The sequence below is a fragment of the Paenibacillus sp. DCT19 genome (genome assembly GCF_003268635.1).
GTDB lineage: Bacteria > Bacillota > Bacilli > Paenibacillales > Paenibacillaceae > Paenibacillus.
In genome coordinates, this window is the sequence record NZ_CP029639.1 from 3,920,864 (window position 1) to 3,947,814 (window position 26,951).

The 26,951-nt window shown below is 43.6% G+C and carries 22 protein-coding genes and 1 pseudogene; 6 read left to right on the top strand and 17 right to left on the bottom strand.

The window, feature by feature from the left end:
• The first annotated feature begins 136 nt into the window (after positions 1-136).
• Positions 137-601 carry an SET domain-containing protein gene (locus tag DMB88_RS17745; RefSeq protein WP_128102427.1) on the top strand — a complete coding sequence of 155 codons (465 nt, stop codon included), beginning with the start codon at positions 137-139 and terminating at the stop codon, positions 599-601.
• Positions 602-747: 146 nt separating this feature from the next.
• Here DMB88_RS17745 and DMB88_RS17750 read toward each other — a convergent pair whose 3' ends face one another.
• Positions 748-1,356, bottom strand: coding sequence for a DUF1349 domain-containing protein (locus tag DMB88_RS17750; RefSeq protein ID WP_128104491.1), 609 nt, complete (start codon positions 1,354-1,356; stop codon positions 748-750).
• A gap of 224 nt (positions 1,357-1,580) precedes the next feature.
• Here DMB88_RS17750 and DMB88_RS17755 point away from each other — a divergent pair, with 224 nt between their 5' ends.
• The 3 genes from DMB88_RS17755 (at position 1,581) to DMB88_RS17770 (ending at position 4,187) form a co-directional block, all read left to right on the top strand.
• On the top strand, positions 1,581-1,949 hold the full coding sequence (locus tag DMB88_RS17755; protein WP_128102428.1) for an iron-sulfur cluster biosynthesis family protein: 369 nt from the start codon (positions 1,581-1,583) through the stop codon (positions 1,947-1,949).
• A 243-nt stretch (positions 1,950-2,192) separates the two neighbouring features.
• A complete protein-coding gene (locus DMB88_RS17760; protein ID WP_128102429.1) occupies positions 2,193-2,966 on the top strand; it encodes a M15 family metallopeptidase in 774 nt (257 codons plus the stop codon).
• A 588-nt stretch (positions 2,967-3,554) separates the two neighbouring features.
• Complete coding sequence (locus DMB88_RS17770) at positions 3,555-4,187, top strand: nitroreductase family protein (RefSeq protein WP_128102430.1); 633 nt, start codon at positions 3,555-3,557, stop codon at positions 4,185-4,187.
• A gap of 164 nt (positions 4,188-4,351) precedes the next feature.
• Here the strand turns inward: DMB88_RS17770 and DMB88_RS17775 are convergent, their stop codons facing one another.
• Positions 4,352-5,512: a leucine-rich repeat domain-containing protein gene (locus DMB88_RS17775; RefSeq protein ID WP_128102431.1), complete on the bottom strand. Its 1,161-nt coding sequence runs from the start codon at positions 5,510-5,512 to the stop codon at positions 4,352-4,354.
• A 213-nt stretch (positions 5,513-5,725) separates the two neighbouring features.
• On the opposite strand from DMB88_RS17775, the gene DMB88_RS17780 reads away from it, so the two are divergent.
• Positions 5,726-6,187, top strand: coding sequence for an AraC family transcriptional regulator (locus DMB88_RS17780; protein WP_128102432.1), 462 nt, complete (start codon positions 5,726-5,728; stop codon positions 6,185-6,187).
• Between the two features lie 221 nt (positions 6,188-6,408).
• On the opposite strand, the gene DMB88_RS17785 is transcribed toward DMB88_RS17780, so the two are convergent.
• The 3 genes from DMB88_RS17785 to DMB88_RS17795 form a co-directional block, all read right to left on the bottom strand.
• A complete protein-coding gene (locus DMB88_RS17785) occupies positions 6,409-7,653 on the bottom strand; it encodes an aminopeptidase (protein WP_128102433.1) in 1,245 nt (414 codons plus the stop codon).
• Between the two features lie 46 nt (positions 7,654-7,699).
• Positions 7,700-9,310 carry an acetate--CoA ligase gene (locus DMB88_RS17790; RefSeq protein ID WP_128102434.1) on the bottom strand — a complete coding sequence of 537 codons (1,611 nt, stop codon included), beginning with the start codon at positions 9,308-9,310 and terminating at the stop codon, positions 7,700-7,702.
• A gap of 249 nt (positions 9,311-9,559) precedes the next feature.
• The gene (locus DMB88_RS17795) at positions 9,560-10,564 is read right to left on the bottom strand and encodes an aldo/keto reductase (protein ID WP_128102435.1); all 1,005 of its coding nucleotides are present in this window, start codon (positions 10,562-10,564) and stop codon (positions 9,560-9,562) included.
• A gap of 216 nt (positions 10,565-10,780) precedes the next feature.
• On the opposite strand from DMB88_RS17795, the gene DMB88_RS17800 reads away from it, so the two are divergent.
• Entirely contained in the window at positions 10,781-11,623 is an 843-nt protein-coding gene (locus tag DMB88_RS17800; protein ID WP_254438240.1) for an AraC family transcriptional regulator, read from the top strand.
• A 91-nt stretch (positions 11,624-11,714) separates the two neighbouring features.
• On the opposite strand, the gene DMB88_RS17805 is transcribed toward DMB88_RS17800, so the two are convergent.
• The 12 genes and pseudogenes from DMB88_RS17805 to DMB88_RS17860 all read right to left on the bottom strand — a co-directional run bounded on the left by DMB88_RS17805 (position 11,715) and on the right by DMB88_RS17860 (position 26,845).
• Positions 11,715-12,116 (bottom strand): Asp23/Gls24 family envelope stress response protein, encoded by a 402-nt coding sequence (locus DMB88_RS17805; RefSeq protein ID WP_128102436.1) that lies wholly within the window; start codon positions 12,114-12,116, stop codon positions 11,715-11,717.
• 51 nt (positions 12,117-12,167) lie between these two features.
• Complete coding sequence (locus DMB88_RS17810; protein WP_128102437.1) at positions 12,168-13,250, bottom strand: AI-2E family transporter; 1,083 nt, start codon at positions 13,248-13,250, stop codon at positions 12,168-12,170.
• Positions 13,251-13,356: 106 nt separating this feature from the next.
• Positions 13,357-14,808: a sensor histidine kinase gene (locus DMB88_RS17815; protein WP_128102438.1), complete on the bottom strand. Its 1,452-nt coding sequence runs from the start codon at positions 14,806-14,808 to the stop codon at positions 13,357-13,359.
• Positions 14,786-15,493 carry a response regulator transcription factor gene (locus tag DMB88_RS17820; protein ID WP_128102439.1) on the bottom strand — a complete coding sequence of 236 codons (708 nt, stop codon included), beginning with the start codon at positions 15,491-15,493 and terminating at the stop codon, positions 14,786-14,788. Before DMB88_RS17820 ends, DMB88_RS17815 begins: the two co-directional genes overlap by 23 nt.
• Before the next feature lie 371 nt (positions 15,494-15,864).
• The gene (locus tag DMB88_RS17825) at positions 15,865-17,289 is read right to left on the bottom strand and encodes a 4-hydroxyphenylacetate 3-hydroxylase family protein (protein WP_128104494.1); all 1,425 of its coding nucleotides are present in this window, start codon (positions 17,287-17,289) and stop codon (positions 15,865-15,867) included.
• Positions 17,290-17,500: 211 nt separating this feature from the next.
• Positions 17,501-19,456, bottom strand: a complete 1,956-nt coding sequence (locus DMB88_RS17830; protein ID WP_128102440.1) for an FtsX-like permease family protein — start codon at positions 19,454-19,456, stop codon at positions 17,501-17,503.
• A complete protein-coding gene (locus tag DMB88_RS17835; protein ID WP_128102441.1) occupies positions 19,431-20,201 on the bottom strand; it encodes an ABC transporter ATP-binding protein in 771 nt (256 codons plus the stop codon). The genes DMB88_RS17830 and DMB88_RS17835 overlap by 26 nt, the downstream gene beginning before the upstream one ends.
• Positions 20,202-20,453: 252 nt before the next feature.
• Positions 20,454-21,437 carry a sensor histidine kinase gene (locus DMB88_RS17840; protein WP_128102442.1) on the bottom strand — a complete coding sequence of 328 codons (984 nt, stop codon included), beginning with the start codon at positions 21,435-21,437 and terminating at the stop codon, positions 20,454-20,456.
• Complete coding sequence (locus tag DMB88_RS17845; protein ID WP_128102443.1) at positions 21,434-22,138, bottom strand: response regulator transcription factor; 705 nt, start codon at positions 22,136-22,138, stop codon at positions 21,434-21,436. Before DMB88_RS17845 ends, DMB88_RS17840 begins: the two co-directional genes overlap by 4 nt.
• 92 nt (positions 22,139-22,230) lie before the next feature.
• On the bottom strand, positions 22,231-23,622 hold the full coding sequence (nagZ, locus tag DMB88_RS17850) for a beta-N-acetylhexosaminidase (RefSeq protein ID WP_254438241.1): 1,392 nt from the start codon (positions 23,620-23,622) through the stop codon (positions 22,231-22,233).
• Between the two features lie 542 nt (positions 23,623-24,164).
• Entirely contained in the window at positions 24,165-25,484 is a 1,320-nt protein-coding gene (locus tag DMB88_RS17855; RefSeq protein ID WP_128102444.1) for a hypothetical protein, read from the bottom strand.
• A gap of 313 nt (positions 25,485-25,797) precedes the next feature.
• Positions 25,798-26,845: pseudogene (locus DMB88_RS17860) on the bottom strand (2,3-butanediol dehydrogenase).
• Positions 26,846-26,951 lie beyond the last annotated feature (106 nt).

Here is a 26,951-nt window from a genome sequence, read left to right on the forward strand (position 1 = left end):
GGACATTTCGGCTGAATCCCATATTCGACGCTGAGATGCTACTCGCGCATCCTTCGTAATCAAAAGCGGACTTTTTTAACAACCTCTCAAACTATTAATAAGAACGGAGCTCTAGGCAGAGCATTAGGTGAACATAATGATTGAAGTAAAACAATCCAAATTAGGTGATGGTGAATTCAACCGCGGGGTTTTTGCTACCGTTAATATTCCTAAAGGACAGTTGTTCCACCAAGCACCAGTTGTCCCTTATCCTAACGAAGATCATGAGCATATTGAGAAAACAATTCTTGAAGATTACGTATTTGAATACGGGGCTAATCATACAGCGATCCTGCTTGGATATGGGAGCTTGATTAACCACTCCTACGAGCCAAATGCAACTTACGAGATCAACTTTGAAAATCACACATTTGATTTTTATGCGTATACGGACATTCAAGCAGGCGACGAGGTGCTGATTAATTATAACGGCGAGGAAGACAACATGGATCCACTATGGTTCCTTGATGATTATGAAGAGCGCATGCGTGAGTTGAACGAAGCAGAGGACAACAGTGAGGATAACGCGGACTCCAATTCTGAAGCTAAAGATTCGAATTAAAAGTAGTGCAGATCTGTGCACCATTCTGATGCCTTATTTTTTAAAATAAGCAACGATCAAAATTCACATGATGCAAACACAATATAAACACAAAGACGGGGCTATTCAGCACCGTCTTTTTTTGCGTTTATCCAAATTTCATACATTCAATCTAGAATAGGCGGGTCGGTATGCAAATCTTCATCAGGTGCTGTTGATCTCCACTTCGTAAACGCAACCTCGAATCCCGCACGCTTCGGCGAGCATAAAAATGGCCCTGCTTGCTTGTTCTCAGTGTATGCAAACCTTGCAACACGAATCGTCCGCCATGCATGTTCATCCGTGCGGGCACGAATTACAACAGCTTCGTTATGATACGATGCGCGTATGGTAACGATCCGTCCACCCCATTCGGGTACGGGTGATAGCGACCAATCCGAGTAGCCATCTGTGACGACCGCTCCCACATGTGCCACGCCGTCATTTACTTCGACACCTGCCTTGATCCATTGATTCGAACCATGCCAGAGCATCAGCCCTGCTTGATCATACAACTCCGTAAATGAGCTCAAATCAAATGAAACCTCAATCGCCTCGTTGCCCTCCCAAGCTTCAAGTAAGGCATGTCCACTTTGATGAACGAATCCATAAAAGGTTTTCTCCCAAAAGTCACTGCCTTCCTTCGCTTCTACAATAAGTCGTTCACCATCCATCCGAGTAGCTACCGGTTCAGTTGTCCATGTCCCTGCTTGACGCTTAAGAAAATCTGATGTCATCATTCTCATCCTTTCTATGCTTAATATCCCCATGCTTCATACTTCGGCAAGCAAGCTTGCGGCACCTCTAACAAGCAAGAGTACTCATACTTAATACCCTCAGTTTCACTCTAATGATCAAAAAAATGCGTTGATTCGTTGTGAAAGTGGTATAATGAAAGAAGAAGTAAGTTTCAACCATTTACATTCATGACTTCGGTCAACCTATAAAGGAGTGTAACGATATGCATATTCAAATTACAGATCTTGCTGCTGCTCGGCTAACAGAGAGCTTGAACGATCAACCCGGATATTTCAAAGTATTCTATGATACCGAAGGATGCGGCTGTAATGGAATCATTGTCATTTTGCTTATCGATGAACCTGCTGCACTAGATGAACAGATTGAGACCAACCTGGTTCCATTCTATGTTGATCCGAAACAGCAATTGAACCTTGAACAGCAGATGAAACTGGACACAGAGCAGAATTATGCCTCATTCACCTTAAGCAGTGACGCTGGTGTACTTAGTAGCAACGTGCGTGTGAGAGATATACGTGCTGTAGCCGCTGGCAGTTCCAGTGCATCCGACGCCGCTTGTTCATTGAAATAAACGCATATTCCATCAAACGATAATGTGAATTGGTACATCTAAGACGTTGCAGTTATTGCAACGTCTTTTTATATCTATTTATCCTTTTATTGTAGCTCTATCTCTTTTTGCATCTCTACCATCAATTCAAATAGAAGATGAATCAACTTTGTTTACAACTCGGAAACAATTGGAGAACCTATGGATATAATCCTCTAGTATACTCGGTATATAGATTGATATAACCGAGGAGGAACACACATCATGAAATCATTGTCTCGTAAATCCATTATTTCTACTATACTAGTTGGCTCTGTCGTAGCCGGCTCTGCATTCACTACGCTCCCATTAAATCATACACTTACTCCAGTAGCATCGGCTGCAAGCTCAAGCTTCACACAATTCTTGCATGATAATGCACCAGGACGTACGATCAAAACTATTAAAAATGTAGCAACTGTAACGAATGTCTCCAGCACGGTTGTGCTTGTTAACAAGAAGAGAAATCTACCTTCAACTTATACTCCTCAAGATCTAGTTGTGCCTAATATTCCTTTTAGCTTCTCCGGTTCCAGCCCGAAGAAGCAAATGCGTAAAGTTGCCGCGACTGCGATCGAGAAATTATTTGCTGCGGCAAAAAAAGACGGCATTGATATCAAAGCTGTGTCAGGTTATCGTTCCTATGCAACGCAAAAGTCTATCTTTGACCGCAATGCGAGTATTAAAGGTGAAGCGGTGGCAAATAAAACAAGTGCTCGACCAGGTCAGAGTGAGCATCAGACTGGACTTGCCATGGATATATCCAGTGCCTCTGCTGGTTACGATCTACAACAAAGCTTTGGCAATACCAAGGAAGGTAAGTGGCTAAAAGCTAACGCGCACAAATACGGATTCATCATTCGTTATGGCAAAGATCAGGAGAAATTAACAGGTTATTCGTATGAGCCATGGCATGTACGCTATGTCGGCGTATATATTGCAGGTGAAATTACAAGCCAAAAACTGACGCTTGAACAATATTTAGAGCGTGCCAAATAAGATTAGCAACACCGGACACATTCATTCATATTATCTAAAGGACCAAAGGATGATGGTGGCAGGACACTACCTATGCTCACCATCTCATATAGATCAGCTATGATTGGAGCAAGAAGAGGTATTGATAGCTCTTCTTGCTCCCCCCCTATTTCATTATTCATACATACACCTAATCACGTACTCTTCCATTATCCCTTACGTTGTCATTCCAGCAAGTCATGCAAAAGCTATTCTTTTGAATACTACGGGTAATCGTTTCACGCCTTCTGTTCCAGCCCAGGAACCGACTCCGGCTAATAATGCATTGTGAGATAAGTACAGTGCGAGATTATATACGAGGGTTCCCAAAATAATTTCCAAGACGAAAAAGCGTTTTATGGCAGAGGATTCAATGACATACACCCGAAATTCAGGATGAGCATTCATGGTTTTTAGACGTGTAATAAAGCTTTTCATGAATCACCTCAGACTGTTTTATTTTACATTATGGCAAACCCATCTTGTCTTATTCAGAAAATAATACTTACATAAAGTAACTAAGTGTGTTATAGTCAGTTTATAAATCATACATAAGCGAGGTAAGCTACCATGAGTGAGCTGGAGAGATTAGTTAAAGAGCGTAGATCGGCCGTTATTTTTGAAGAAGGAATTGAGATTTCAGAAGCTGAGTTGCAGGAAATGTTCGCACTGAATAAATTCGCACCCTCTGCCTTCAATCTACAACATACGCATTATCTGGTGATTACGGATGCAGCACAGAAAGAGAAAGTATACGAAGCTTCACAGCAATATAAAGTAAAAACAGCCTCAGCTGTTATTGTCGTCTTAGGCGATGTCAACGCACACCACCATATCCAGACAATCAACGAAGGTCTGTTGAATCTAGGGGCTCTCACTCCGTTCCAATATGAACAGGAATCGCAGAGCGTCATTGAATTTTATGAAACACGCGGCAAGTTCTTCCAACGTGAGGATGCGATTCGCAATGCCAGCCTGTCTGCCATGCAATTGATGCTGATCGCACAGGATCGTGGCTGGGATACCTGCCCTATGATTGGCTTTGACGCTGAAGAGCTACAACGTAGCTTGGATATTCCTGCACATTATGTACCTGCGATGCTGATCACCATGGGCAAAAAATCCGAAGCGAAGCAGCGCCCTCGTGGGTATCGTAAACCAATTCATGAATATGTTAGCTTTAACAAAATGAGTGCCGAATAACATCAGATTGACCACCGCACTTTAATCCGATTTCATCTGAGATATTCGAATAAAAGGCTATTCACCAGACCACGCGTATCTGGGAATAGCCTTTTTGGATACAGAAAGTTCACATCGTGTTCTATTTTCATCCATGAATCTATCCATTTTAATCATGGATGTCCTCAATACGTTTCATAGACTAAATCGTTGGCAACCTCCAGGTCACCATTAAACTCGACATAGATATATAATTGCCCAGCTGGTGTATCTCCCGCATCATAACCTAAACGGAAATAACGATCAGGCTGGAATTCAGCATCAGCCAAAACTAATTCACTCACATCTTCATCAGGATGCGCCTCAGCAATCATCTCCAGTGCACGGGCACAGAGCAGATCCCACTGTCTCCAGACCTCTTCGATATACGTCGATAAGTCTTCCATCTCAGCTTGGGTTGAAACTTGTACCGTAACCACAAGCTCATTCTCCTGAATAAGCACTGGCATGCGATAGTTGGTCATTGAAGCGTCATATTGAAATACACCCATACCATGGATTTCATGATTCTTTTCCACGATTAGATTATCTGCATATTGGAGTCTCTCTAGCTTCGGATTATGACGATTATCCAACTGCTTTAATTTATTATCAGAACAATACAGTTCAACCAAACGTTCATTCTGGCTGATATCCAGCTCATCAATGTGGTTATTAAAGCACCGAACGCTCTCTAATAACAGATTCGAACGAAGATTAAGTTTCTTGATATGATTATGGTTACAGCGGAGCTCTACCAGATTAGGACATGTGGCTAGATCAAGCTCCAACATATAATTATGTGCACAATCTACCCGCTCTAGTTGTTTATTGTGTGCAAGTTCAAGAGAAAAGAGAGCGTTATAGCCACAACCAAGCTCCTTCAACTGCTGAAGATCCTGTAAGTCTAAATTCGATAACATATTCCAATGACACTCTATGGCGACAAGTTTGTGATTATGAGATAGATCCAGCTTCCGAAGTCGATTGAAACTAACATTGAGCACTTCCAACGCTGTGTTGGCGCGGAGATCCAGTGCAAGAAGCTGATTCTCTCTGCAATCCAACCTATTCAGCTTGTGGTTATGACTTAGATCCAGACTAATCAGTTGATTGTACGCGCAGTCCAGCTCTTGAAGTTCAACAAAGTATTCAATTCCCTGAAGGTTACTTGCAGCAATTTGGGACACGTTCAACGTTCTCACTTCTGAAACATCACTTTCTTGTATATATCCACGCTGATCACAAAAATGCTCCAATATGTATTCTCTAAACGGTTCATCCGTGAACGCCTTGGTAATATCCATAGCTGGATTCTCCCCTCAATTAAAATCCTATTCAACCTTACTAACCTATCATCCCTATTCTATGATGTCCCATGAAAGGAAGCAATGTGTGAGAAGTCTTAAATTCTACTTCAGAGCATGTTCTTCAATTATCAAAATAAAGTTATGTAATTTTTTTATAACATGTTAACATCCAGCATGTAACAGAAATCAATATAGAGAGGAAACTTTCCAATGGAAATGGTTTTCGAAACAATGCAATCGTATCGCATTGCTTATGTGCGTCAGATCGGCCCTTACGGGTCAGCCAATGTAGAAGCGATGGATAGGTTAAAGCAATGGGCGCATGATCAGAAGCTGCTGAATGAATCAGCTATTTTACTCGGCATTCCGCAGGATGACCCGGCCAGCACACCCCCACAACAGTGTAGATACGATGCAGCTATTGTGATGACTGAACTTGAGCCTGTGCATTCTGATGCTGTCGAAATGAGTGAACTGTCTGGCGGAGAATACCTGATTTGTAAGGTCAGACACACGGCAGAAGATATGCAGCAAGCATGGAATGAGATCATCCCTTATTTGCAACAAAATCATCACACGCTCGATCATACCAAACCGGTTATGGAACGATACCGCTACCAACTTCTGAAAAATCATTTCTGCGAAATTTGTGTGCCTGTAAAGTTGGTCTAGACGTTTGTATGTCAGCAGGACGGTAACTCTATTAAATTGCTTTTTCGTTAAGCTCACAAGTGAATAGAAATAGAAAAGTGACTTCGCTTACCGAAGTCACTTCTCCCTTCATATCATACGCTTATATTAATACCTTATAGCAATATTCTTATACAAAAGCTCTTATATTATAATCTTTTATCAGTACTCTCGTACGATCATGTAATTAGTTCATGAACCAATTAGAATGCCCAGTTACCTTTGCGGAATACCGGTTCAATCGTTCCGTCCTGCAATTCACCATCAATATCGAGCTCTGCCGAGCCGATCATGAAGTCAACATGTGTCAGACTCACATTGCACTCATGCTGAAGCAATTCTTCATTGGACATCGATGTGCCATTCTTCATGTTGAACGGATACGCACTTCCGACAGCCAAATGGCAGGATGCATTTTCGTCAATACCCGTGTTGTAGAAGATGCGATTCAGGTTCGAGATTGGAGAATCATGCGGCACCAGCGCTACTTCACCAAGATAACGTACACCTTCGTCTGTAGCAAACAGGTTCTTCAGATGCTCTTCGCCAGATGCAGCAGTATAAGCAACGACCTGTCCATCCTTAAACGTAATGCACATCTGGTCAACAAGCTGTCCGTTCAGATTCAGCGGCATGGTACTGCTAACATAACCGTTCACACCACTGCGCTTAGGCATCGTGAACACTTCTTCAGTCGGCATATTTGCCACGGTGTAGACCCCTTGTTTATTTTCGCTGCCGCCACCGCCCCAGATATGATTGTCAACAAGCTCAATCTTTAAGTCGGTTCCTGGTGCCCGGTAGTGCAGACTTTTGTAATTTTTCTTGTTCAACAAATCGCTCATGGTATTGAGTGTATCCAGGTGCTCTCCCCAGTTCTGCACAGCATCGCCGCCGTCAACACGGTTCATTTTGAAGATCGTTTCCCACATCACGTTAATGCGATCTTCTTCCGGTATATCCGCAAATACTTTGTTTGCCCACGCCTTCGTTGGCGCTTTGATCAGACACCAGCTAATTTCATGGTTACGCGTGTATTTGGAATATCCTTTACGAGCCTCCGCAGCAGCCTTTGTCGCACGGGAAACGTTGTCTGAATCAATCCCTTTATACAGCTCTGGATCAGGTACCTTGATCGTCAATGTCGCTCCACCTGCTTCGGCGAAGCGTTCCATCATGTCGCCCTTCCAAGCAGGGTAGTAGTCAAAGCTATCATCCGAACCGTGCTCGAAACGGCTGCGCGTAATATTGTCGTCATCAAAGTCTACTTGTACATACTTCGCACCAGCCGCATATGCCTTCTGTACGATCAAGCGGGTGAACTCTAATGTCTCTATTGGTGCAGTCACCAATAGATCTTGCCCCTTCTGAATATTCACACCGACTTTAACGACCAACTCGGCGTATTGCTCTAACGACTTTTCAAAAGATTGTTCAAATGCGCTCATGAATATTTTCACTCCTGTTTCAAAATTTTATAGTTATAGATCACCATTATACGTTTCGTTTTTCCTGTTCACGCAGTTCAATCCGGCGAATCTTACCTGAGCTTGTTTTTGGCAGATCGGTAACAAATTCAATTTTACGTGGATATTTGTAAGGTGCCGTCCACTCTTTGACATGATTTTGCAATTCACGTACCAGTTCCGGTGAAGCCAGTGCTTCATCTCGAAGAACGACAAAGGCTTTCACCACATGTCCTCGGATCTCATCTGGGCTTGCCACCACCGCACATTCCTTCACGCTGCCATGCTTCATAAGGGCTTCTTCGACTTCAAATGGCCCGATCGTATACCCTGAACTGATAATAATATCGTCACTCCGACCTTCAAACCAGAAGAAGCCTTCCTCATCCTTACGTGCGCGATCTCCTGTTACAAAATAATCGCCCCGTTGGCTAGCTTCCTTGCGTCCAGCATCCTGATAATACTCACGGAACAATGCTGGCATATCTTTATGCACCGCGATATCTCCAACTTGTCCAGCTGGCTGCGGCTGACCATCTTCATCTATAATTTCAATCAGACCTGGTGTGATGGATTGACCCATGGATCCAATTCGAATAGGCGCACCACTTAAGCTTCCAATAAGCAACGTACTTTCCGTCTGTCCATAGCCGTCCCGAATCGTGAGGTTAAAATGTCGTTGGAATATTTCAATAACTTCCTGATTAAGCGGCTCACCAGCAGATACGGCACTACGGAGCTTGGACAAGTCATAGTGTCCCAGATCATCTGTTTTTGCCATTAATCGATATTCCGTCGGTGTACAACAGAGTACACTGATCTCATGTTCCTGCATGAGTTGTAGGTAACGCTTGGGATGGAATGATCCATTGTAGACCAGCCCTGTTGCACCTCTTCCGAGTACAGAGAGGAACGGACTCCAGATCCATTTTTGCCATCCAGGTGCTGCGGTTGCCCACACGGTATCTGATGGCTGGATATCTAGCCATAACGAAGAAGCGATCCGCAGGTGAGCATATCCCCAACCATGGCTATGTACAACTCCTTTGGGATTACCGGTTGTTCCTGAGGTATACGCAAGAATCGCGATATCATCACGATGTGTTTCTACCGCAGCCATCTCATCAGATTGACCTTGCATTAACTTCTCCACGTTCACCCAGCCTTCGGCCGGTACGCCAGTGTCACCATGAGGTGATGCAACGATCCGGTGTGCGAGTGATGGCAGATCTGAATTCATCTTCTCCACTTCTGCTGTTGTCTCAGACCACACAATCACTGCACGGGCTTCAGAGTGCCGCAGACGATATTCCAAATCCTTCGCTCGCAGCATCTCGGAAGAAGGGATCACAGCAATGCCCAGCTTCAGGCAAGCAATGTAAATAACATAGGCAATAATACGGCGTGGTACCATGACCAGCACCCGATCGCCCTTCTCCAATCCTAAGTCACGTAATCCACCAGCAAGACGGTTGGCCTGCTTAAATAAATCACCGTATGTGATCTCTTCCAACTCTTGATGATCGCTGAGCCATCTAAGTGCAATCCGATCTGACGGGTGATTCTCCATCTCGGATGTCAGGTTATAGCTTTCAGGCGAAATCCACTGTTCAAAGTTCAAATGGAGCCTCTCCTTCATGTTTCAAAATGTAAAGCATCTATACATTATACCTCAAATCCTAGGACCAGGTGCTATGAACTGAATTCATTAAAAAAATAAAAAATAACAGCCTGTCTTCAAGGCTGTTAATCAATCATTATTAACATTACGTACAATGTACACTCTACTCGAATGTCTATTAACTCAAAAGCGCCTTCCTATACACTGGAAGACGCTCTCGAATTTTCATATCACTATCGCATTTCATTATTCCATTTCATAATCTCATTACCAAGGATAATTTCCAATACCGTCCAAGATGCGATCAATCTCGTTCAGCTCTTCTGTTGTTAATTCCGGTGCCTTGAGAGCTGCTACGTTCTCTTCGATCTGTGACACGCGGCTTGCACCGATCAGAGCTGAGGTCACACGGTTGCCACGTAGAATCCAGTTTAGTGAAAGCTGGGATATCGTCTGTCCTCTACGTTCAGCAACAGCTTGAAGCGCTTCGAACTTGGCAATCCGTTCGTCGGTATAAGCCTCTACTTTCAAATTCCCTGTTGGGTTAGCCCGTTCTGCAATAATCTTCTCAACATACTTATTCGTTAACTGTCCGCGGCCAAGAGGACAGAACGCAATTGACCCCACACCTTGTTCGTCCAACACATCCTGAAGTCCGTCTTCAATCCAGCGATTCAGCATGGAGTAGTTCGGCTGGTGAACCAGACATGGCGTGCCCAGACGGCGAAGAATCGTAACGGCTTCTTGCGTCTGCTCAGCATTGTAGTTGGACAAGCCCACGTATAATGCTTTGCCTTGTCTTACAATATGATCGAGAGCAGCCATCGTTTCTTCCAGTGGTGTCTCAGGGTCTGGACGGTGGTGGTAGAAAATATCGACATACTCAAGTCCCATTCTGCTGAGACTTTGATCGAGGCTAGCAATCAAGTTTTTGCGAGAGCCCCATTCGCCGTAAGGACCTTCCCACATATGATATCCAGCCTTGCTTGAGATCAGCAGTTCATCCCGGTAAGGACGCAGATGCTTTTTGAAAATGACACCAAAGTTCTCTTCTGCCGACCCCGGAGGTGGTCCATAATTGTTGGCCAGATCAAAATGATTAATGCCCAGATCGAAGGCACGAAGGATCATTTCTGTCTGAACATCCATGGTGCGATTGCCGCCAAAATTTTGCCATAATCCTAGTGCGATCTGAGGCAGCTTGATTCCGGATTTACCGGAGCGGACATAATTCATTTCGTTGTATCGTTCACTATTTGCAGTATAGGGCATTCATATCTCTCATTTCTGCTTATGCGTTATTGTTGATCACCCTCTTATCTTAGACAATCCCTACTGAAAACCATATGGCATTTCACTACCTACGTATGGCAAAATGATTGTTATATCATCATCGGATGTTATGTTAAACAAAACAATTAAGCGTACATATCGCAATCGAATATGTTAAAATGCAAGATATAGTCTTCGGAACAGGAGTGACCTCAAGTGATTACGTATATGTTCAAGAACAATCAATTTCAGGAGCTGCAGCTGCTCCATTATGGCACCGAGCCTTGCACACCAGGGCACAGTTTTGGCCCAGCGATGCGTGATTACTACAAAATTCATTACATTTTGAATGGCAAAGGTACTTTCCAGGTCGGAGGGCAAACCTTCGAATTACACAAAGGACAAGGATTTCTCATCGTGCCTCATTCAGTTGTTCATTATGAAGCTGACCAAGATGAACCATGGGAATATAGCTGGGTAGCTTTTCAAGGGAGCAATGTCGTTACTTTATTACAACAAGCTTGCCTGTCTGAACAGTGTCCGATCTTCGAACTTCATAATGATGATGAACTGCGCTCGTGTCTGCATCGCATGATTAGCTCTAGAAATACACATAAAGGCTGGGAAATTAGTATGACCGGCTTGTTATACCAATACTTCGCTGTGCTAATTGATCAAGCTAGTGAAACGACTCTTCCGATGATGCAGGACTATACGAAGGATACGTATGTTACGCAGGTCATTGATTTTATTGAGATGAACTATGCTAATGCGATCACGGTTCAAGCTATTGCCTCCCATGTTGGGCTACAAAGAAGTTACCTGTGCTCACTCTTCAAAGATCTGATCGGAAGCAGTATTCAGTCCTACCTCGTAAATTACCGCATGCGTAGAGCAGCTGAACTGACGCTTGATCCCAGTCTAAGTATTGGTGACATTGCTCGGTCCGTCGGATATCTGGATCAATTGCTCTTCTCCAAGATGTTCAAGAAGGTCATGGGACAATCTCCAACTCAGTATCGCAAACAAAAAACAGCACCTTCCCCAATTCATAGTTAAAGGGAACGTGCTGTTTCTCTTATTGGAGCAAATACTCGAAATTTAACTTTAGATGATATTAACCGGATACCGGTTCACAATTATACCTCGTTTAAACCTGCTGTTCCTGCATGGATACGCCCACCACATGAACCTTAATTTCATCAACGAATATTCCTGTGAAATTCTCTACAGCCTGCTGCACATTGTGCTGCAGTTCACGGCAGACCTCATGCATACGACAACCATATTGCAAAATAATTCTTAATTGAATCGATGCCCGCTCTTCTTTTACAATCACATCAATGCCTTTTTGCAGGCTCTTGCCACTAATGCTCTTCGCAATGCCTTCTGTTAAGCCAGAAGACATGGACGATATTCCCACGGTTGTCTGTGCAGCTATGCCTACAATTTTGGATACAACATCCGTAGCAATATGAACTGCGCCAATTAGAGCTGGCTGAGGTTCAATATATTCAGGTTCATGATAAGTTACAGGTACGATTTCAGTCATGTGGATCGCTCCATTCTTATTAATTTGAGTTGGTTCGTGTCTGAAAACTCACTAGGCATTTTGCCATTTTTCCTTAAAGAACAAATTGTAGATACGTACCAACAAGATTTTAAGAATCATATAGAACGGAATAATGATAAGAATAGCTATAATTCCGCCCAAGTCCCCCGCACCGAGTACCAAGATAATGGTTGTGAGCGGGTGAATATCCAGCTTTTTGCCGAATACATACGGAGCAACTAGATTATCTTGAATCTGCTGCGCCACAAGAATAATAATGAGTGACCAGATCGCCACTGAAGGCGATACGACGAGTCCCATGATCACAATAGGAATCGAAGATACGATCGCACCGATAAATGGAACAAAGTTCATAATGACAGCAATGACGGTCAACAACAGTGCGTACGGTAAACCGATGATTAGAAAACCTATATACATTAATACACCTAATGCCAGGTTTACAAGCACTCTTCCTACGATAAATCCACTGAGCGCCTGATCAATCTCCAGCACCACTTCACGACTATCCTTCTGAAAACGCTTGGGCGCAATCGAAGCGAGGATACGACCAAATTTCTCTCCTTGTTTCAACATATAGAACAGAATGATTGGGAAGGTGAACAGGATAATAGCAAAACTGGAAATCAGCGAGATGAGACCACTAACGTAGTCCGTCACGAAGTTGAATCCTTTATTGATGTAGTCTGTAATTTGAGAGAACGGCGTTGAATTATCCGGGAACAAGGTCGTAATTACACCGTTTTGTTCTAATGCTTTGAGCTGAACACTTAGTGAATTAAGCAGGTTTGGCGCATTTTCCACTAGATTGATCAATTGCTGACGCAAGGATGGCCATAACCCCACAACAAACAGCACAAGCAAGATGCCAAAGATCAGATAGATCAGCAGGATACTGGCCGTTCGGTTAAGCTTCTTTCTCTCCATATAATTAACCAAAGGCCTCAGTAAATAATAAAAGAAAACCGAAAGCATCATCGGCACAGTAATTACCGTAATCATCGTAACTAATGGCTGGAATATGAAGCTCACTTTGGATAATAGATAGATGTTGATCAGCACAAGAGCTAATCCAATGCTGAATCGTGCAAATGAGTTTTTTACTTTAAACAATATGTCCCCTCCAGATTCCCATTTCTAATGTACATGTCTATGGTTAGCCTTCTAGAAGCAATCTGTATGCGACGCGGAAATCGCATGCAGATCGGCTTCTTCTCTTTTATTTTGGCATAACAATGGTGAAGATGGTTGTTTCCCGTCCGCGCTGAGACAACGTTAGATGGCCTCCCATTTTCTCTGTATTCCGTTTGGCTATAGCGAGCCCGAGTCCAGTTCCACCCGTTCCCGATCTCGCTGCATCCCCTCGAACAAAAGGATCAAATATCGTTGCCCATAATTCCTGAGGTATACCTACCCCGGTATCAGCGACTTCAATGGACACATACGTTTCCTGTGGGATCAGCTCTACACGTAATTCTGTACCTCTTGGATTATATGCAAGTGCATTGGTAATCAAGTTCTGAATGACTCGGGATAACAGCTCCGGATCATATCTGGCATAGATCTCTTCATCTGGCACAAGAACATGTAGCACAAACTGGTTTTGTTCTATTTCTCCATACGTATCGGCCATGACCTCTCGCACAAATTCTCCAATTTCCCGCTGCTTGATGCTCATATGGAAGTCGGGTGAATCAACCTTAAGCAGTTCCAGCATATTTTGGATCATTCGCGCAACTTGTACAGATTTATTATGGATGTAGCCTAGATACCGTTGCTGTCTCTCTGCATCCCCAACTCGACCCTCGACCAGCGCCTGAGCATAACCTTGAATAGACGTAATCGGTGTCTTGAGATCATGGGATAGATCCACAATGAGTCGCTGCTTGCTCTCTTCCGCGTAACGTTTCTCGGCTGACGTCTTCTCAATCACATCTGCCATGAAGTTAAAGGTCTCACCAATCTGCACAAACTCCTTCTCGGCCGAGATGGACATACGCGTACTGTAATTCCCCCGAATCATTTGGGTAAGCCCCAGCGATAACACTCGAAGTGGTTTCTTAATTCGCTTGGCGACCCAATAACTGTATACAATCGTTAGTACTAGCAGAAGTCCAATACCTACCAAGATGTAAAATGGCAAGGGATGCTTCAGATTCGTAATCAGTTGGTTATCATTCATCCGAATGCTTACCAGATCCCGTGGAAGTTTGAGTAAAAGGTACTTAGCTTCTCCCTCTGCTACGAACGGGGAAATGGAATAATAATAGGACTGGTCGCTGCGATTTTCTAACTTGGCAAATAACTCGGACTCCGTGTACTGGTTAATGGCGTCCTTTTTATTGCCTACTGAACTTACAACGAAGCGATCTGCATTCAAAATCTCTAACCAACCACCGCTATCCTCCAGTCGCTGCGTTTCGATATTGGATGTAACTCCCGTACCTTCCTGATTTCTTGCCTTCTCCAGTTCAGCCACATACACATGCGCTTCTACATTCAGATCGGGATCGACGATATGGTCAGAGATGCGAAAATCAACGACATCAAGGGATACGATAATATATACAACCAGTACGAGTAACAGCAAAAAGAAGTTGAATAACAGAAAGTCCAGTGTCAGGGACGTATGCAGCGGTCTCTTTTCTCTAGTTTTCCATAGGCGCTTCAATTTTGTATCCTAATCCCCTTATCGTTTTCAAATATTCAGGTTGTCTGGAATCACGCTCAATCTTCTCCCGAATGTTGCTGATATGTACCATAATGGTACTGTCTTCATGAGCATAATAATCCCCCCACACAGCTTCGTAGATTTTTTTGCGGGTAAATACTCTGCCCGGTTGCTCCAACAGTAGATCCACAATTTTGTATTCTGTTGAGGTCAACGTCACAGGTCGTCCCGAGCGATACAGCATACATTTGGAACGATCAAGCGATAGCTCACCAAGCGTGCGGGTTGCCTCTTGAGGTGCCGAGACTTCCATTGCATCGAATTGGTTGACCCGTCTTAACAAAGCCTCTACTCTAGCGACAATCTCAAGTGGGTTGAATGGTTTGGATATGTAATCATCAGCCCCTAGTCCAAGTCCCAAAATTTTATCATGATCCTGACTCTTCGCAGACAAAAATAACACTGGCATATGATACGTAGCCCGGATCTGTTTGATCAACTGAAGACCATCCATTACAGGCATCATAATGTCCAAAATAACCAGATCAATTGGGGTGGATTGTATACGCTGTAATGCTTCCTCTCCATTGGCAGCGGTTAGAATGTTGTAGTCTTTCTCCAAATACAGCTGAAGCAGTTCCACAATTTCGGGTTCGTCATCTGCAATCAACAATGTGTACCTCATACGTTCCCTCTCATTTCAGTGTTAAGTTAGAATATTTACACTGACCACTGCGATGACAGAACAACATTCCGATCGCTGTTATCCCCAGATTTTTTTGATTCCCTTTTATAAAAGGGAAAATCCGGGGATAAAGGCGAACGCTCCGCTTCTTCATGTTATTTCTGTCCTCTCCGTTCACGTGTAAATGTTTATATAGAGATTTTTAGTTATACCTACACTATAACCTACGTCTCTTAATACAACCTAAACCCTTTCTAAAGATAATCTAAATAAAACGCCCAGGTTCGTAAACCCAGGCGGTTGAATTGTACTCTACGATGTGACCTACTTCAAACGATATCGTAAGCAAAGTCACAAGTTAGGACGTTATATTATGCTTTCAGCCAAGGCTTAACCCGATCTACCAAGTGCTGCTTGTCATATTGTATATACTGATTCGCTCGGTTGCGGAGTGGATCACCTGCATAGAAGCGCTCATATAGATCATGTCTGGCACCCAGCGGACTGCCCGTAAGCTCCCAAGCCAGTTGAAAGAGCCTTGTTTTCTCCTGTGCCGATATCGTCACACCACCTAAATACTGATGGATCATATGTTCCAAGGGCTGGTTTGTACCCGGCATTCCGGATGGAATCTGAATAAGTCCACCTGCAGCGATCGTTTTCAAAATTTCGATGGATCGTGGATAATAACGATTGCCCAAGTTCCTTGCCGTTTCAATATACTTAAATTCAGGGAGCCAATTACCGTACCTATCTGGCTTGGCTTTGGCTTCCGCAGCAATAATCAATCCCTCAATCGTTTGCATCTGGCTGATCATTTCTCCCAATTGCTCTTGCACATTAAGGAAGGAGTCTACACCAATTTCTTGGGCAATGGAGGAGGTGATGGCTGTAACGAACTCTAGTTTGGAATACAGACGAATGACACTTTGATGGTAGGCTAGACTGGAGGAAGCTACATTGCAACGAATCTGCCATACCGCTTCTGGATTATGGTGGAGTAACACACGTTCCCAAGGAACCAGCACATCTTCAAAAAATAAGACCGCATCCATCTCATCATATTGATGACTTAATGGGTGTGAAGACTGTTGAGCCGTCGCAGCGAACGATTCTCTGCATAATACGTGCAAGCCGGGGCTGTTCAAAGGTACAATCATCATGTGAGCCAGCTCTGGCTTATCTCCGGGAATACGTTGTACAGGATAAATAAGGATATCGTCGGCATACGGAGCCGCAGTTGCAATCATCTTTGCCCCCCGGATCACAACACCCTCTTCATTCTTACGTACAATACGTAGCATCGCATCTTCATCTTCGCCTATTGGTAAAGAACGATTCATCTGTGGATCACGCTGTACAATCGTCAGGAACAGATCATGTCGCTTCGCTTCTTCGTAATACTTGGATATTTTGTCCGCGTAATAGGTATCATGGTTCCCCATGGCATCGCGAGTTGCGTACCACCCCGTCAGACGTGAGCGTGCATAATCGGATAATCGACTCATGACGCCATACGTCCGTTCAGACCACAACCGAAATGCACCAGCACGATGCTCAAGGTCTTCCCTACAATGCGGCACTTGAAAGGCTCGATGCACATACCCACCGATGTGCTCATCCCAATAAGCTATGGTATCTCTTGATTCCGGTTCATCCGCCAGATTGAATAAACCTTCAATGGTCTGTAATGTACCTTGGAACGCAGAGTGACTAGTTACATTAATCTGCTCACCATCTAACCATACGTTACGTTCATCATTGAGTCGGTGTATGTAAGCTTGTCCACGAGACATCGTTATGCTCAAGCTAAATCCTCCTTCAAAGGAATCGTTCTATCCCTTCTCAAATGATACATTATGTATCTAAGAAAATAGTACTTCGCTTTGCTCATGAAAGTCAACCAACACCAAACGCAGGTCTGGTGTTGGTTGTGAAGATGTTACATATGTGTCGTTATACATTAGGCGGTAAAAGATGTCCATAAGCGAGATTTAAGACATTCACCTAGGCCAACTTTGTATACATGTTGCGTAGATAACGCCAGCGTACAAGTACAAAGTATAGAACTTGCATGGAAGCGAACACCAAGAAAATTCGAAGTGTATATCCCATCACGGAGAAATCGACCAATTGTTGCAGTGCGATAAAAGCGACGGAGCTGTGAATAATCGCAACCAGAATTGGCAGGAAAAACATTAGTAAGAGTTGACGTGTAACCATTCGTCGAAGCTCCGGGCGACTCAATCCCATTTTGCCAATCATACGATATTGCTCTTCATCCCGCTCCAGATCAGCATAAAGGCGGAAATACGTGAAGCTTGCAGCAAAAGTAAAGAATACGATGCCGATCAAGCCGCTCAGAATAAGAATGATCCCATTCGTCTGCTTCGAATTCAGCCAATCTACAACAAGAGCACTAACCGAGAAGTAACCGTGCTCCAGCGGCTCTGATCTAATGGATTCAATGAGTTCCGGCGCGAAGCTACGTGTGCCCATCCAATCGGTAACGACAAACTGGGTTGTGCGGTTAGAGTAGAACGTTTCATCCAGATTCGCTTCTTCAAAATAGGCCAGCTTGACCTTGTCAAACAACTCATCGGAAACGACATACAGACTCATTTCATACTCTACAGGAATCACGATTTCGGTACCTGGGGCAACTAATTGAACCTGCTCGCGCTGGTCTTCCACTTCTAAACTTGTTTCCGTTGATGAGAAACCTTGATCAATCTGTGCACGCAATTTTTTACGCTCCGTTAGATTGCCTGGAGTTAGAAATGCCTCATCCTGCTTCAGTGTTCGCTCTTCGTAACCAAGTGCCTTGGCTAGATGATTGTATTGACTTAATTTAATCAGATTACCGTTATTATTCTCATAAAGGGTTTCATAACTACCTCTGACATAAGGTACTTCATGTTCAATTAATGACTCCTCAATCTGATTAAGCTGCTTCTCAGCCACATCGGTATCCCATGAATTCATATATGTGAATGCATATGGATTCGTCATGGACGACAGACCCGGATCAGCAATAGCTAACATGGTTCCAATGCCTGTGAAGGACGAAGCCGAGATGACACTCACCATAAAGAACATAATGGCATTATCTTTCATCCGATAGGTAAGCTCGGATAGGAAAAGTAAATTCGTTTTGCGGAAAAATAGACGTTGATTGCGTTTGAGTGCCCGAATGGTATACACACTAAGTTGGGTAAACAGCAAGTACGTACCTACAATAACGAATAGGACACTTCCAAACAGTATCGGAAACGAATACGACCCCCATACAAAAGTGAACACGCCCGCATAGCCTCCACCGATCATAGCCACGGACAACCATGCCAGCATGCGAGAAGCCTTCGGTTCTGGTTTTGGTTTTTCCTCTGATTTGACAAGGTCAATCAGTGTCCCTTTGCGAATAAGCAGCGATGAAGATAAGGCAATGACCACGAACAACAATAGAAATGCACCCATCGTAAGTGCCATACCTTTCAAGGGTAAATAGAAACGCAAACCATTTTCCACAGCTAACATAGAGCTACAGATCAGTAAAATCAACTTGCCGAAGATGAGACCTAATCCAATTCCTGTGATGATGGCGGCAAGGCCGATACACATGTTTTCCATAAATAAAAGTCGATTCATCTGCTTGCGCGTCATGCCCAGGATCAGGAAAATACCAAATTCCTTTTTGCGTGTTTTGAGAAATGAACCAACGGAGTACAACAAGAATAGAAATGAGAAGATAAATATAATGAACTCAGCAATAACAAACCCTTGATTGGCAAGCGATGTGACTGTTTCACTTGAGCCCTTCAACCCTTCACTTAGATCAGGGTGAAATAATAACAAGGCATAGATAAAAAAGATCATGACAGAGAATGTACTGCTCAAGAAATGAGCCAGATAGATTCTTTTGTTCCGAACGACATTATTAATAGCGAACTGGCGAAAATTCATGTCCTGACCCTCCCATTAGGGATAAAACATTAATAATCTTTTGGTAAAAAGCCGCTCGATTATCGCCGTAATGTATTTCGTTGTACAACTTGCCGTCTTTGATAAATACAACCCGACTACAGTAGCTCGCCGCCACCGCATCATGAGTAACCAGCAGCATCGTCGCTTGATCCTCCCGATTGCGCTGCTCTAACATTTCCATCACGTCTCGCGCAGCCTTAGAATCTAAATTCCCTGTCGGTTCATCAGCCAGAATCAGTTTGGGTGCATGGACTAGCGCTCGTGCAATGGCCGTCCGTTGCGCTTGACCACCAGAGATTTCATATGTGCGCTTGTCCAAAATCGCCGTAATCCCCAGCTTCTCTGCAAGTCGTTCCACTCGTTCATTCATCTCATGAAGGGCAACGCCATCCAGCGTAAGTGGCAATACAATATTCTCCTTCACGGTTAGGGTGTTCAATAAATTAAAGGATTGAAAAACAAATCCTAATTGTCTACGCCTAAACAAAGCGAGCTCGTCGTGCCCCAGTTGAAACGGGTTCTGCCCTGCAATCCGAAGCTCCCCTGATGTAGGATGATCAATCGTGGAGATCATGTTCAGCAGCGTTGTTTTCCCACTACCCGATGGCCCCATGATACCTACAAACTCGCCTTCTTGAATACTTAAATCGATACCTGATAATGCTTCATGTGAGACAATCCCTTTATAAATTTTGCTAATCTGTTGCACTGAACATATTTCCATCAGATAACCACTCCTCTTAACCTGTATCTCATTACGTTGGATTAAGCATGTTGAATGTTCATTCCATTCCATAGCTCTTTCCTTCAACTTATACATTCAGTCTATCTGAATCGCTGTTTTTCTCCTATGGCTTAACCTTTCATCTACATGACAATAATGTAAGGTTACGGTTCAATGTCGTCACTACCAGAAAATAAAACAGAGAAAGACGCCGTTCTCTCTCAAAAAGTTTCGGACGTCTTTTCATTTCGCTCATGTATTAAAACTAATTTTCACCGTTGTACCTTCGCCTTGAACAGACTGCAACTCAATCTGATGATTCATTTGAGTCAGCACTTCCTTCACGATATATAACCCCATACCCGTGGATTCTTTGAAATGTCGGCCATTCTCTCCTGTAAAGAAAGGCTGGAATACGCGCTTAAGATCTGCGGTGGGGATACCCACTCCATGATCTTGTACTTCAAGAATGATTGCGCGTTCGCTCTCATAACACCGTACATATATCTTCTGCCCATTGCCCGTGGAATACTGAATCGCATTGGATAATAGCTGGACAAGAACGAACCGTATCCATTTGGCATCAGATTGTACCATGATCGAAGGATCAATCTCTAATTCCGGATAGACATGATTACGAATGAAGAAACGCTTCAGCTCGTGAATCGCAGCTTCCCCCGCCGCTTTAAGCGACACCGGTTCTACTGTAAAATCCTGTTCAAATGTTTCCAGACGTGCAACGTACAGGACATTTTCCAGACTGCGCCTCATCTGATCCGCTTCCTCCCGAATACTTCTGAGACGTGGATCATCATCCTCGTGATCCTGGATCGTTAATTCAATGACAGACAACGGAGTTTTCATCTGATGAATCCATTGGTTCATAAATGTTAAGTATTCCTGCTTACGCTTTTCCATTCGGTGCAAATCCGTGTGGTAATGACTATATTGTGAATCCAGCAGTTTAGCCAAAGCTTCTGACAAAGGTACCGATTCAGAAAGTGGAGTGAACTCTTTTAACGAATTCATCTGATGAGACAACCGAGTGTAAAATGCACGATGAGACATATAACGATACGTTAAATAACCAATGTACACGATGAGACCAAGAAATACGGCATATGCTGCGGTCAACCAGTGATCATAACCATCGTACCAGAATACCGCCACCACAGTGAGTAACATCCCCACTACCCAACAGGTTAACGCAATATGTTCTTTAATAAATAATTTCATGGTTGTGCGATGTCTTTCCAATTACTATTCAGCCGATAACCCGACCCACGTACCGTTTCCAACGCATCCGTAATGCCAAGCTCATTCAATCGCTTCCGTACACGGGTAACATTAACGCTAAGCGTATTATCATCTACGAAGGAATCGTCCCATAGCTTCTCCAAGATCGTCTCTCTGCTGACTAATTTTGGACTACGGCGCAATAACGTTTCGAGCAATATCGTCTCCTTCTTCGTCAATTGTACCTTCTGTTCACCTAACTGCATCTCCATGCTTTCTAAGAAAATCGTTAAACCGTGCAACTCCACTTTGCGTTCCTCATGGCGTGTAGCGTAATCCCCATACACCCGTCGAAGCTGGCTTCGAATCTTAGCCATTACAATCTCATGCTCGAATGGCTTCGTAATATAATCGTCAGCACCATTCTCTAGTGCCATCACCTGATCCATCTTGCCACTCCGCGCAGAGATAAACAGGATCGGACACGTAGAGAGCGAACGGATCTGCCGACACCAGTAATATCCATCATAGCTCGGCAAGTTAATATCCATTAGGACAATATGAGGTTGAAGCAGCTCAAACTGCGGGAGCACCTGTTCGAAATCCTCAGCGATGACTGCCCTATCTCCATAGCGCTCAATATGAGATTTCAGCAGACCGGCGATTTTGGGATCATCTTCAATTATTAATACCGTATACATATTGGGCATCACCTCTAACCAGTAATCAAATTATGAATAGGAAAGGGCTTATTGTGATCACTGCCCTTTCCTTGTCTAATGTAAGCTTAGCTTCACTTTTGCAGATTGACCTGATTGCGCCAGGCCTTGATATCTGCATTCAATTGCTTCAGATTGCCTGAAGCTTGCTGCTCATCCGAAAGTTTATAGTGTTGCTTCAGTGATAGAATCCGATATACACTCTCATCAATTCTGGACTCTGAGATTTTACCATTTCGTACTGCATTCAAAAGTGTATCAAAGATCGTTTTGGCACTCTCATAACTATGAGCTACAAGTAATATATCGCTTCCGGCTTGTACCGTCGTTATTGCAGCTTCGTTCAGCTTATAGTTCTTAGCAATTGCGCCCATACTGAGATCGTCTGTGATGACTACTCCATCATAGCCGAATTTGCCTCGCAAGTGTTCACCGATGATGACATCTGACAAGGAAGCTGGATGATCTGGATCAAGCTTAGGGAACAAAATATGAGCGACCATAACAGCTTCAGCTTGTTCTTTCACGGCCGCTTGGAATGGAATCCATTCAAGCTCTGCAAGTTGTTTTAACGTTTTGTTCACCACCGGCAGATCCAGATGAGAATCCACGGACGTATCCCCATGACCAGGGAAATGCTTCACCACGGGAATCACACCTTCACTGCGCAGCCCCTTCATCTCCGCCACACCCATCTTAGCTACAAGATTAGCAGAACTACCGAAGCTACGATCACCGATAACCGGGTTCTTTGGGTTACTGTTCACATCAAGCACTGGAGCAAAATCAAGATTAAAGCCAACGAGTTTTACTTGTCTCGCTAATAACTGACCCATTGTTTCTGCAAGTTTGGCCTGATTGGTATCTCCCACTGTCCGATTGGAAGGAATGGACTCCACAGAATCGGGCATACGACTCACTTTGCCACCCTCCTGATCCACACTCAAGAAGATCGGTACTGGATTGGAACGGTTGGCCTCCTTAATGGACTGTATAAATTGAGCGGTGGCATCAATCGTTGTAACGTTATTGGCATAGAATATAATGCCGCCTACTTTTTGTTCAGAGATCATTTTCTTGCCTTGGTCATCAAGCTTCGTACCCTGCACCCCTGCGAGAATCATCTGCCCAATCTTCTCTTCTAATGATAGTTGACTGAGCTGTTCCTTCACCGGGTCTTGGTCATCCTGCTCCTGCGGTGGAGTCGTCTGGTCTGACTCTTTCTGTGTATCCTCACTTGTGTCCGAGTCGGCTCCATTTTGCTCTCCATTATTCGGATTGCCATTTGCTTCAGGCGAAGGTGACGCGTTATCACTAGTTTCCACATTCGAATCTTGCGATGGTTCCGATGTCTTCGTTTGTCCGCATGCAGTTAATAGTACACATAAGCTGATGATTAGGAGTAACATATATCGTTTGCCTATCTGTGTGAATATGGTATTGGAGTGTAATTTACTGTGATTCAAGGATGTTCATCCTCCCTAGATAAGTGGTATGTACTACATTGCTTTCCAGGCATAACCTTATCATAAGGTGTACCATTTTCAAAATAACGTGCACGGAAATCTTGCTAACAAGTCAAAGAGGTTGTCTAAGAACGACTTACCACAAAAAAAGCTTGGCATACCAGATGAGGTGTGGTATTTCTTTGTATTTTTCAATGCGCGTGTGCGAAGAGAGATGAGGCAGGAAAGTAGGTGCGGGGAGAATACGGTTTTCTATTGTGAATTTTTCATATGTTGAAATTGTTATTATAGGAAGTTGTAAATCCTCTTTTTTGGGGTTTGTTTCGTTTGTTTCGTTTGTCGGATTTTATTATTTTTCACTCGTATGCTTGTTGATTGCTGTTTTTTGAAATAAAAAATAGAGCAGATTTCACAGCAATTGACTCTTCTAAAGTAGATCTGCTGTAATACACCTGCTCGGCGTTTGGATTATCGGCTGTTCTCCCGTAACCAATAATGGAAATGAAGCATAATATATAATCCATAATATCCCTGTAGATGATTTAATTAGAATTGCTAGCAATATTGTCGCGTCTCACTCTAAGCAATTTACCTGATGAAGCAGATAGCACGTCCGGATCAGTTCCGAGGCCGAAGTAAAAGTCTCCTTCGCTCTCCTCAAACGACCTTGCATACGTATCCTGTTCAAATGAAAGAAGTTCTGTCCATGTCACTAGATCGGTCGTCTCATATACACGATTAATATAGTTCAAGTTTTGTCTAGTATACGTAAGCACATAAGCTTTGCCATCACGCGCGAGTACGTCAGTTGGCAGTGCAGCAGTATCCGGCAAAATGACACGTCGTGCTTGATTAATGGCTGTCATGACATTTAATGATCTTGGCGTCAATTGTCCGTCATTGAAGACCTGCCCTGCAATATATAACAATTTGTTATCGAAATTTACATTCTTCCCTATTCGGTTGTAGGGGGTGGTTCCAATCTGATACGTTAGACCAGGCAACATTCTACTTCCCCAAATAACAGTATCTTTCTTTTGAAGGTTCGTATTAATCTCTAGAATATAGGTTCTGTCTCCCCATATATTGTTCGCCGGATACATCATGCCCGAGGCATATAACTTACCGCCTATCTGAAACAACGTATACGCTCTATACCCATACGTATTAATTGTTCCGTAATGCTGCCAGCTCTCTCCTTGGTCATGGGAAATAAGAACCGTCGGTTTATCCTCTGTACCTAAGGCAGCAAACATTTTACCTCTGTACGAGGCTAGATCATACACATGTACACCAAGCGGTAGATTACGGTATTTAGTCCAGATCTCGCCGTCTAATCGATAGAAGTTACCTAGCCCCCAGCTCTCTCCGTCGGAATCATTACCTGGGATAAACAACTTACCATCGAGAACTTTGTATATATCAATCTGTTCTTCGTCTACGAACATCTTCGTCGTAGGTAGAATCCCCGGATTACTACTACTCACCGTCTGCGTCTGGAAGGTTGAAGTTATCGTATCATAATAGATGACAGGGATCGGGCCAGCGTTAGGGGCTACCCCTACGTTACTGCTGTTTCCATGTCCCATATAGATTTTTCCCCTATAGAGCTGAAGATCCCAGACGTTGTTAGCATACGGTGCTTTCTTGAACGGTTTACCCAGGGATTCAACCACAGCGGTTACATCTGTCGACATTACAGCAGCTGTGGTTCTATTCGTTGCATTGGTAACGGCACGTTCAGCTCTTGGCTGTACACTTGCAGAAGTATTATTTTTCAATTTAGTACTACCGATAATGAAACCACCCACTCCAGCTACGACAGACAGAATAAGAGCTGTCCACTTCGTTCCACTCTGCATATCCTCTTCCTCCTTCATTTTAAATATCTTCAATTTGTGATGATACAAAATGTATCTTTGTATAATATGTAGAAGTATACACCTACGCAACAAATTCCGCCCGTTTTGTGCAAAAAAATAGACAACCACATGATTAGATGGGTTGTCTATACTTCGTATATCCGTAACATTGAGCAAAAGCTATATTGTACTCACCGATAGCTGTTTATGAATGGATACCAATTGCTACTGTAGGCATGTATTGGTCTTTTTATAAATGCTACTTAAAGTTATTCCGATGATCAAAATATTACAAACAGAAATGATCTCTAAACTATTCAGCTTTGACTAGAATTTTCACCTGATTCTTCTCTTTTAATAAAGCTTCAAAGCCATGATCAACGACTTCATCAAGTGAAATCCGTTTGGTAACCAGTTTATCCGCTGGGAAGAAGCCCTTCTCCATCAGACTGATAACCGCCGGGAATACATCACGGTATCCAATTATGCCATTCACTGTACGTTCCTTCATTACAATAGAGTTAGGCTGAATCGGTGCTTCCTGTTCAAAAATGCTAACGATCATCAATTCGCCGCCAATTCGGGTTGTGTCCATAGCTTGTTGAAGTACCTTCGGAACTCCCGTTACTTCGTACGCTACGTGAACCCCACCTGCTGTACGTGAATGAATCTCGTCCACTACATTGTACTCTGTAGGATCAATGACAATCGCTCCGAGCTCAGCGGCTTTGGCCTTGCGTTCTGCTGACAATTCCACTACATATATATCCGAGGCACCGGACGCCTTCAGAGCTTCAATCACTAATAGCCCAATCGGACCTGCTCCGAATACAGCGGCAGTATCCCGACCTTTAGTTTACTCTGACGAACAGCGTGCAGCGCAACAGCAGAAGGTTCTACCAGAGCCCCTTGCTCATACGAGATCGCATCTGGAATGGGATGCACCATATTCTCAGCGGCAGTTACATATTCGGAGAAACCTCCACCCCACCTGCAAGACCCAGGAAGCCCATTTGATCACAAAGGTTATATCTGCCTTGGTTACACGCTTCACAATGACCACATGCATAGATTGGTTCAACCACTACCCGATCTCCTGCTTGGAAACGAGATACTCCTTCACCCACTTCAACAACTTGTCCTGAGAACTCATGTCCCATAACGATAGGAGCTTGTTCCCCTGTTAGCGGATGCGGTGCTTGAGCTGGAATAAAAATAGGCCCAGCCGTATATTCGTGCAGATCACTGCCACAAATACCGCACCATTCCACTTTTATTTTAACCTGTCCTCGGTTAGGACGGGGTACTTCAATATTTTCGAGGCGTAAATCTTTGACACCATGCCAGCGTAATGCTTTCATTTTCTTCATCTCCTAGATGATAATGTTTAAGTTAAAACCGGAAACGTTTCCGTAGTTAAATATGTCACAGTTTAAATACGCTGTCAAACATAATTCCCCAGAAATA

Coding starts and splice junctions, on each gene's coding strand:
- DMB88_RS17745 (WP_128102427.1), top strand. CDS start 137: ATGATTGAAGTAAAACAATCCAAATTAGGTGATGGTGAATTCAACCGC.
- DMB88_RS17750 (WP_128104491.1), bottom strand. CDS start 1,356: ATGACATCAGATTTTCTTAAGCGTCAAGCAGGGACATGGACAACTGAA.
- DMB88_RS17755 (WP_128102428.1), top strand. CDS start 1,581: ATGCATATTCAAATTACAGATCTTGCTGCTGCTCGGCTAACAGAGAGC.
- DMB88_RS17760 (WP_128102429.1), top strand. CDS start 2,193: ATGAAATCATTGTCTCGTAAATCCATTATTTCTACTATACTAGTTGGC.
- DMB88_RS17770 (WP_128102430.1), top strand. CDS start 3,555: ATGAGTGAGCTGGAGAGATTAGTTAAAGAGCGTAGATCGGCCGTTATT.
- DMB88_RS17775 (WP_128102431.1), bottom strand. CDS start 5,512: ATGGATATTACCAAGGCGTTCACGGATGAACCGTTTAGAGAATACATA.
- DMB88_RS17780 (WP_128102432.1), top strand. CDS start 5,726: ATGGAAATGGTTTTCGAAACAATGCAATCGTATCGCATTGCTTATGTG.
- DMB88_RS17785 (WP_128102433.1), bottom strand. CDS start 7,653: ATGAGCGCATTTGAACAATCTTTTGAAAAGTCGTTAGAGCAATACGCC.
- DMB88_RS17790 (WP_128102434.1), bottom strand. CDS start 9,310: ATGAAGGAGAGGCTCCATTTGAACTTTGAACAGTGGATTTCGCCTGAA.
- DMB88_RS17795 (WP_128102435.1), bottom strand. CDS start 10,564: ATGCCCTATACTGCAAATAGTGAACGATACAACGAAATGAATTATGTC.
- DMB88_RS17805 (WP_128102436.1), bottom strand. CDS start 12,116: ATGACTGAAATCGTACCTGTAACTTATCATGAACCTGAATATATTGAA.
- DMB88_RS17820 (WP_128102439.1), bottom strand. CDS start 15,493: ATGAGGTACACATTGTTGATTGCAGATGACGAACCCGAAATTGTGGAA.
- DMB88_RS17825 (WP_128104494.1), bottom strand. CDS start 17,289: ATGTCTCGTGGACAAGCTTACATACACCGACTCAATGATGAACGTAAC.
- DMB88_RS17830 (WP_128102440.1), bottom strand. CDS start 19,456: ATGAATTTTCGCCAGTTCGCTATTAATAATGTCGTTCGGAACAAAAGA.
- DMB88_RS17835 (WP_128102441.1), bottom strand. CDS start 20,201: ATGGAAATATGTTCAGTGCAACAGATTAGCAAAATTTATAAAGGGATT.
- DMB88_RS17840 (WP_128102442.1), bottom strand. CDS start 21,437: ATGAAATTATTTATTAAAGAACATATTGCGTTAACCTGTTGGGTAGTG.
- DMB88_RS17845 (WP_128102443.1), bottom strand. CDS start 22,138: ATGTATACGGTATTAATAATTGAAGATGATCCCAAAATCGCCGGTCTG.
- DMB88_RS17855 (WP_128102444.1), bottom strand. CDS start 25,484: ATGCAGAGTGGAACGAAGTGGACAGCTCTTATTCTGTCTGTCGTAGCT.